Annotated in this window: 7 protein-coding genes; 3 read left to right on the forward strand and 4 right to left on the reverse strand. The window is 71.9% G+C overall.

Annotated elements, in window-relative coordinates; genetic code table 11:
* Positions 1-11: 11 nt before the first annotated feature.
* Together AW274_RS16645 and AW274_RS16650 are read right to left on the reverse strand one after the other, a co-directional pair.
* Positions 12-902 (reverse strand): hypothetical protein, encoded by an 891-nt coding sequence (locus tag AW274_RS16645; RefSeq protein WP_062432651.1) that lies wholly within the window; start codon positions 900-902, stop codon positions 12-14.
* Positions 899-2461 (reverse strand): condensation domain-containing protein, encoded by a 1563-nt coding sequence (locus tag AW274_RS16650; protein WP_083974369.1) that lies wholly within the window; start codon positions 2459-2461, stop codon positions 899-901. The genes AW274_RS16645 and AW274_RS16650 overlap by 4 nt, the downstream gene beginning before the upstream one ends.
* A 191-nt stretch (positions 2462-2652) precedes the next feature.
* On the opposite strand from AW274_RS16650, the gene AW274_RS16655 reads away from it, so the two are divergent.
* From AW274_RS16655 to AW274_RS16665, 3 genes are read left to right on the forward strand one after another with little or no spacing between them, the layout of a single operon-like run.
* Positions 2653-2910: a phosphopantetheine-binding protein gene (locus AW274_RS16655; protein ID WP_062432655.1), complete on the forward strand. Its 258-nt coding sequence runs from the start codon at positions 2653-2655 to the stop codon at positions 2908-2910.
* A gap of 3 nt (positions 2911-2913) precedes the next feature.
* A complete protein-coding gene (locus AW274_RS16660; RefSeq protein ID WP_062432658.1) occupies positions 2914-4371 on the forward strand; it encodes an AMP-binding protein in 1458 nt (485 codons plus the stop codon).
* A complete protein-coding gene (locus AW274_RS16665) occupies positions 4368-5570 on the forward strand; it encodes a pyridoxal-dependent decarboxylase, exosortase A system-associated (RefSeq protein WP_062432660.1) in 1203 nt (400 codons plus the stop codon). The genes AW274_RS16660 and AW274_RS16665 overlap by 4 nt, the downstream gene beginning before the upstream one ends.
* A 27-nt stretch (positions 5571-5597) precedes the next feature.
* On the opposite strand, the gene AW274_RS16670 is transcribed toward AW274_RS16665, so the two are convergent.
* Together AW274_RS16670 and AW274_RS16675 are read right to left on the reverse strand one after the other, a co-directional pair.
* Positions 5598-6965 carry a condensation domain-containing protein gene (locus AW274_RS16670; RefSeq protein WP_062432662.1) on the reverse strand — a complete coding sequence of 456 codons (1368 nt, stop codon included), beginning with the start codon at positions 6963-6965 and terminating at the stop codon, positions 5598-5600.
* 8 nt (positions 6966-6973) lie between these two features.
* Positions 6974-7525 (reverse strand): hypothetical protein, encoded by a 552-nt coding sequence (locus tag AW274_RS16675; RefSeq protein ID WP_062432664.1) that lies wholly within the window; start codon positions 7523-7525, stop codon positions 6974-6976.
* Between the last annotated feature and the right edge of the window lie 109 nt (positions 7526-7634).

Here is a 7634-nt window from a genome sequence, read left to right on the forward strand (position 1 = left end):
CGTTCCGCCCCTCAGCTCCGGAAGGTGCTGACCGTCACCAGCTTCGAGTAGATCTCGTCGGTGGACATCTCGCCGCTGCCGCCGGGGTCGGCGATCACGACGGTCATGCCGCCCAGGCCGTAGAGGCTGAGCGCGATCTCGACCCCCGTCCGCACCGGGGACATGCACTCGCCCGGGGCGAAGATCACGATGGTCCGGTAGCCGGCCTGGTGGACCTCCGAGATCATCTCGGTGATCTCGCCGGCGCAGCCGGTGACGCCGCAGCTGATCAGCGTGCGGTAGTTGCCCGATTCGTCCAGGAACGAGACCTCGGTGTCCTTGGCGCCGGACTCCAGCACCCGCTTCTCGAGCTTGCCCTGCTTGACGAACTTGTCGGCCGCCTTCTGGAAGCGGTACTTGAGCCACGTCTCCGGGAACGCCAGCGGGTGCTTGCGGCTGGGCAGCACGCTCCCGGCGTCCAGGCCCGCCTCGCGCAGGATGCGCTCGTAGCTCTCGGGCAGGCCGGTGAAGCCGTCGAGGAACTCGGCGCGCAACTCGCTCGCGGGGCGGCCGCCGGTGGGGACGTACTGCCAGTCGTTGACGAGCAGCAGCAGTTTGGCGTCGGTGACGACCTTCGCGTACGAGGTGATCAGGTCGACCGAGAGCTGCCAGGTGTAGGCCGGGAAGACGCCGACCCGGCCGGCGATCCGGTCGCGCATCGTGGCGGAGGTCTGCTCCTCCATGACGCCGGGCACGAGCCGGCCGGTGCCCTCCTCCTCGAACAGCATGAAGTGGCCGCCCATGATGACGAGCTCGTCGAGCTTGGCGGCGGCGAGCTCGCGGTCGATGGCGGTGCGCAGCTCCTGCTCCGAGCCGACGAGCTGGTCGAACTTGCTTATGGATTCCGTGAACAGTTCACTCATGATCGAACTCCGGGGTGTAGTGATTGTCCCGCCAGGGTGCTCAGCGGTGTGCCGCCGGTGAGCTGGTGGAGGGTGACTCCCGACCACCCGAGGTCGTGGAGCAGGGCGAGCACCCGCGGGATCCGCAGGACCCTGCCCCCGGCCTCGGCGTAGTTCCGGGCCGGGTCGACGCCGGCCAGGCCGTTCGCCCGGCCGACGGCGGCCGCCAGGGCCGCCACCGCCTCAGGGTCCGGGACGGCCCCCACGCCGGGCGCCCGGCCGGGCGGCGGCGCCGGGGCGAAGCCGGCCAGGGCCGCGACGTCGCTGATCCGCAGGCCGTCCGGCGTCGCGTCGTAGGTGAGGATCGTGGTCTCCAGGGCGCGCAGGAACCGCTCGACGGCGTCGGCGTCCATGACCGAGGAGGCGGCGTTCATCGCGACCACGACGGAGTCGAGCCACTGGTCGACCCGGACGTAGGTGTCGGTGCCGTGGGTGTCGGCCGCCGGCTGCCAGGTGATGCGGCTGCGCCGCGCGCGCGACTCCAGGGTGGGCTGCTTGATGAAGTTGAACTCCGACGCGAGCCGGGCGCCCTTCCCGGCCAGCAGCTCGACCACCGCGTCGTAGGGCACGTAGGCGTGCTCGCGCGCCTGCTCGAACCGGTCGGCGACGCGGGCGAGCAGCTCGGCGAACGGCGGGTCGTCGCGCACGTCGACGCGCATCAGAAGCGGCGAGAACATGCAGGTCAGGACCTGTGAGTACGGCCCTTCCTCGCGGTTGCCGGTGAACGTCAGATGGTCGAACGACGGGCCGCCGGTGTAGGCGGCCATCAGCGCCGTGTAGGCCGCCAGGTGCACCTGCGACGGCCACACCCGGTGGCGGGCGGCGATGCGCTGCGCGGCGCCCAGCAGGGCGGGGGAGACCAGCGACGCCCGCAGCGTCTCCGCGGGCGGTCCGGGCCGGCGGCGGGCGGCGAACCCGTCGGCCGGCATGCCCTCGATCTCCTTCTCCCAGTACGCCAGCGCCGGCGCCGGGTCGAGGGACGCCTCGTGCCGGGCGAGGTCGGAGGGGCGGTGCCGGACCGGTTCGATCGCGGTGGGCCGCCGGGCGACCACGCCCGCGCAGCTCGCCCACATCTCGCGCTTGAGCTCCGTGACCGTCCACATGTCGACCGCGAGGTGGTTCAGCACCACCACCGCCCGCCGGGGCTCGCCGCCCTCGGTGATGACGACGACCCGGATCGGCCACTCCCCGGCGAGGTCGAACTCGGCCGTGCCGAGCCGTTCCACGACCTCGGCGGGCATGGCGGTGCCGTCCTTCTCCGCCGACAGGACGACGAGGGGGCACGGGCCGGGCGGGCGTACGACCCGGTAGGGGTCGCCGTCGAGGTCGAAGTGGTAGGTGGTGCGCAGCGTCTCGTGCCGGCGCACCGTCTGATTGAGAACCGCCCGGCAGTTCTGGACCGTCAGGCCCGCTGGAATGTCCAGATTGAGAATGATATGTGTATTGTGCCGAGCGTGCGGCGGCAGTTCGTGGTAGCGGAGCCAGATGTAATGCTGGCCCCAGCCGAGATTCGTCTTCATCGGCAGCCCGCTTCCTGCGGTTTGAACGGTTCAGCGTACTCAGGCTAAATGAGAAGCAAGCCCCCGTCCGGCGCCGCCGCTGTCATGTTGTCTGGGGTGAAAAGCTGCCAGAGCACCTCGTTGACAGCCGTCGCGGAATTCGATGAACCTGGACGAGGTAATTCAGCGCAGGGATTTCGAGGAGACCCGTGATGGAAATACCTCACGAGTTCCAGGCCATTCTTCGCCGGCATCTGCCCTACGCCGGGCCGGGTGATCTGGCCGCCGACGACGATCTCACCGCGCTCGGTCTCGATTCGATGGGGGTGGTGCAGTTGCTCGTCGATCTGGAAGACGGATACGACTGGGAACTGCCCGACGACATCCTCGACGAGGAGACGTTCGCCACGGTGGGGTCGTTGTGGACCCGGTTGTCGGCGCTGCTCGGCGCGGCGCGGGCCGGACTCTGAGCCGTGCCGACCCGCCTCGACGACCTGCTGCGGTCCGGCGCCGACGACCACGCGGCGCTCACCTACAAAGACGTGACGCTCACCTACCGCGAGCTGCGGAGCCGGGTCGCGCGGGCGGCCGGGGGGCTGCGCGGGCTGGAGCCCGGCGCCCGGGTCGCCGTCTACGCGGAGAAGCGGATCGAGACGGTCGTGGCGATCTTCGCGGTGGCGGCGGCCGGCGGGGTCGTCGTGCCGATCAACCCGCTCTTCAAGGCGCGGCAGGTCGACTACGTGATCGACGACTGCGGCGCGGTGCTCCTGCTGACCACGCCCGAGCGGGCCCGCACGCTGACCGCCTCGGCGCCCACGGCGATGCTCGACGACCTCGACGCCGGACCGCCGGGCCCCGCCGGGCGCGGCGACGCCTCCCCGGTCGCGGCCATCCTCTACACCTCCGGCAGCACCGGACGGCCGAAGGGCGTCGTGCTGAGCCACGGCAACCTGCTCGCGGGGGCGCGGAGCGTCGCCGGCTACCTCGGCCACACCTCCGACGACGTGGTGCTCGCGGCGCTGCCGCTGAGCTTCGACGCCGGGTTGAGCCAGCTCACCACCGCGTTCCTGGCCGGAGCCCACGTGGTGCTGGTCAACTACCTGCTGCCGCGCGACGTCGTCCGGCTCTGCGCCCGGCACGGGGTGACCGCGCTGACCTGCGTGCCGCCGTTGTGGACGCAGCTCGCCACCCAGAACTGGCCGCCCGAGGCGACGCGCAGCCTGCGGTACTTCGCGAACACCGGCGGCCGCCTGCCCGCCACCACCCTGGCCAGGTTGCGCGAGACGTTCCTGCAGGCCACCCCCTTCCTGATGTACGGCCTGACCGAGGCCTTCCGGTCCACCTACCTCGACCCCGCCGAGATCGACCGCCGGCCCGGCTCGATCGGCAAGGCGATCCCCGGCGCGGAGGTCCTCGTCGTGCGGGCCGACGGTTCGGCCTGCGACCCCGGCGAGGAGGGGGAGATCGTGCACCGGGGCCCGCTGGTGTCACTCGGCTACTGGAACGACCCGGCCCGCACGGCCGCGCGGTTCCGGCCGTTCCCGCCCGGCGCCGACGAGATCGCCGTCTGGTCGGGCGACGTCGCCTACCGCGACGACGACGGCTTCATCTACTTCGTGGGGCGCACCGACGAGATGATCAAGACCTCCGGCTACCGGCTCAGCCCCACCGAGGTGGAGGAGGCGGCCTACGCCACCGGCCTGGTCGCCGAGGCCGTCGCGGTCGGCGTGCCGGACGAGGAACTGGGCGAGCAGGTGGCGCTGCACGCCGTGCTCACCGCCGCCACCACCCCCGACGAACTGCGCCGGGCGATGGAACGCGACCTGCCCCGGTACATGGTGCCGCGCCGGTTCATCCTCGCCGACGCGCTGCCCCGCTCGGGCAACGGCAAGTTCGACCGCGCCGAGCTCCGCCGCCGGGCGCTGCGATGAGCTGGGAAGGCCACCGCGACGGGCAGCTGACCGTCGGCGGCGTTCCCGCCGGAACGCTCGCCGCCCGCGTCGGGAGCACGCCGTTCTTCGCCTACGACCGCGACCTCGTCACCCGCCGGGTCGCCCTCCTGCGCACGGTCTTGCCCGCCGAGGTCGAGCTGAACTACGCCGTCAAGGCCAACCCGATGCCCGCCCTGCTCCAGCACCTGAGCGGCCTGGTCGACGGCTTCGACGTGGCCTCGGCCGGGGAGCTGAAGCACGCGCTCGACACGCCGGTGCCCCCCGCGCGGATCGGTTTCGCCGGGCCGGGCAAGACCGTCGGCGAGCTGACCCAGGCGGTCGCGGCCGGCGTGACGGTGGAGCTGGAGTCGGAGACCGAACTGGCCCGGGTGCGCGCGATCGGCGCGGAACTTGGGATTCCCGCCCGGATCGCGATCCGGGTCAATCCCGACTTCACCGTGCGGGGCTCCGGCATGCGCCTGGGCGGCGGGCCGCAGCAGTTCGGCATCGACGCCGAACGGGTGCCGCAGGTGCTCGCCCGGCTGGGCGACGACGTCGACTTCCAGGGGTTCCACGTCTTCGCGGGCTCCCAGAACCTGCGCGCCGACCACATCTGCGAGGCGCAGCGGCACACCGTCGACCTGGTCCTCGGGCTCGCCGAGGTGTCGCCGCCCATCCGCTACCTCAACCTCGGCGGCGGGTTCGGCATCCCCTACTCGCGCCGCGACCAGCCCCTCGACCTGGCGCCGATCGGCGACAACCTGGCCCGGCTGCTGCGCGAGCGCGTCACGCCGCGGTTGCCGGAGGCCCGCGTCGTCGTCGAACTCGGGCGCTACCTGGTCGGCGAGGCCGGCGTGTACGTCACCCGGGTCGTGGACCGCAAGGAGTCGCGGGGCACGACCTTCGTGGTCGTCGACGGCGGCATGCACCACCAACTGGCGGCCTCGGGGAACCTCGGGCAGGTGATCCGGCGCAACTATCCGATGGCCGTCGCCGACGGCGTCGGGCGGCCCGTCGACCCCCCGGTCACCGTGGTCGGCCGCCTGTGCACCCCGCTCGACCTGCTCGGCGACCGGGTGGAACTCCCGCGCGTCGACGTCGGCGACCTGGTCGTCGTCTTCCAGGCCGGCGCCTACGGCCTGACCGCGAGCCCCACGGGCTTCCTCAGCCACCCGGCGCCGGTCGAGATCCTCGTCTGAGAAAGGGGCGCCGGGGCGCCCCTTCCGCTACGGCAGCGGCACGGTCGCGGGGAACAACGACGGCGCCAGGGCCGCCTGGTCGACGTCCCACAGATCCTTGAGGCTGGTCTCCGGGGCCGTCGCCGCCATCTGGACGCCGAGCGCGATCGTGCGCATCATCCCGGCCATGCTCTCGGCCGAGATGATGGTCGGGTCGGCGAGCATGAAGACACTGGTCCGGCCGTTGGCGACCGTCACCCTGACCCGGAACGGCTGGCCGTACTGCTGCGCCAGCGGCGTCCACGACAACTCGGCCGGAACGTCGCTGGTGGCGTCGGACGGCCGGCGGTCGAGCTGCACGTAGTTGAACCAGCAGCGGAACAGCTGGTTCACCCAGCAGTCGTGCGTCAGCTCGACGCCGCGCTCCGCGGCGACCTCCGCGGCGAGCGCGGCGATCCGGTCGAAATCGTAGGAGGAGTAGCGGTACGCCTTCGCCCCGGCCCAGTGGAGGCGCTTGACGTGCTCGCCCAGCGGCGATCCCGGGTCGACGGTCGTGACGACCGGGATGAGCTGGTTCATCGTGCCGATCACATGGTGGTGCTCCGGCGAGAACCGGTTGGAGGCCATCAGGCTCATCGTCACCCTGTCGGTGTCGGTGTGCCGGGCCAGCCCGGCCGCGACCAGCGCCATCACCAGCGCGGGCGCGGTGACGCCGAGCCGCTTGGCGGCCAGCGCGGCCAGCCCGCCGAGGCGGTGGGAGTGCAGGGTGGCCTCGATCCGGTCGCGCTTGACCTTGGCCGGCAGCGTCGGCAGCGGGTCGGCCAGGACGTCGCCGAGGGCGCGCCGCCAGTAGCGTTCCGACGCCTCCTGCCGGTCGCGCCACCGCTCGCCGCGCTGCTCGACCGCCAGTTCTCTCGGCGTGGGCCCGAGTTCGGCCACCGCCCCCGGGTCGGCGATCAGGGCGCTGAACTGGTCGGTCAGGTGGTTGATCGACCAGACGTCCATGATCAGATGGGAGAACGACAACGCCAGGAACACGGCCGAGCCGTTGGTGGTGATCATGCGCCCGCGCCAGCACAGGCCGCCCTCCATCGCGAACGGCTCGGCGCAGAGTTCGTCCTTGGTGTCCTCCGGGTCCTCCCAGTCGCGGACCACCCGGTCGATGCGCTCGATCGGCAGTTCGGCCGACTCGTGCACCCGCTGCACCGGCTGCCCGTCGACGACGTGGTAGGTCGTGCGCAGCGGCTCGTGCCGGTCCATCAGCACCCGCAGCGCGTTCTCGACCCGGGCCATCGGCAATCCCCGCAGGTCGCAGACGATGGGGAGGTTCGCGTCCTGCATCCAGTCGTCGGGATAACGCTCGATCTCGCGCCAGCTGAAGAGCTGGCCGTGGCTGAGGGGGGCGTCGGCGGGCATCGGTTCTCCTAGCGGTTCGTGACGGACTGCCGTCCGTGCCACAACACGTAGATGGCGACGGCGACGGCGATCTCGAACATGGTCCCCAGCGTGACCAGGCTCGCCACGTCGGCGTGGATCAACGGCAGCCCGCGCAGATCCTGCATCAGGCTGAACGCGATCAGTCCGGCGTGCGACCCCGCGACGGTCCAGGTGAGCCGCACCCTGACCTGCGGCGGCCGCACCCAGCCGGTGCGGCGGGCCAGCGGCCGCAGCACCGCGGCGGACACCACGGCGACCGGCAGCGCCTGCGCCGCCAGGAACGCCGTGACGTCGCCGCCGGTGGCGAGCGCGCCCGCGCCCCCGGCCAGGGTGACCACGGCGCCCCACCGCAGCGCCGAGAGCAGTTCCGGCTCGGTCCGCCGTGAGATCGCCAGGAGCACGCAGACCACCACACCGGCCGCCCAGACGGCGGCCACCAGCGGGTCGACCCCCCGGAGCAGGAACAGCACGCCGCCGGCGACCGGCCAGACCCCGGCCGAGACGGCCCAGAGCAGCGCCGGATCGAATGGCGGGCTCACGTTTCCGGACCCGGCCTCTTCTCGCAAAGAGTTCTCCCAAAAGAGATGGTTATTCGATTTCGGTCGAGAATAGCGCGTCGTACTGGCATCAGAGCTCGCGCGTGCGGTC

It is taken from the genome of Herbidospora daliensis (genome assembly GCF_001570585.1).
Lineage (GTDB): Bacteria > Actinomycetota > Actinomycetes > Streptosporangiales > Streptosporangiaceae > Herbidospora > Herbidospora daliensis.

Excerpts from the sequence above, each read along its gene's own strand:
- AW274_RS16665 (WP_062432660.1), top strand. The coding sequence starts at position 4,368 with ATGAGCTGGGAAGGCCACCGCGACGGGCAGCTGACCGTCGGCGGCGTT.
- AW274_RS16645 (WP_062432651.1), bottom strand. The coding sequence starts at position 902 with ATGAGTGAACTGTTCACGGAATCCATAAGCAAGTTCGACCAGCTCGTC.
- AW274_RS16670 (WP_062432662.1), bottom strand. The coding sequence starts at position 6,965 with ATGCCCGCCGACGCCCCCCTCAGCCACGGCCAGCTCTTCAGCTGGCGC.
- AW274_RS16655 (WP_062432655.1), top strand. The coding sequence starts at position 2,653 with ATGGAAATACCTCACGAGTTCCAGGCCATTCTTCGCCGGCATCTGCCC.
- AW274_RS16650 (WP_083974369.1), bottom strand. The coding sequence starts at position 2,461 with ATGAAGACGAATCTCGGCTGGGGCCAGCATTACATCTGGCTCCGCTAC.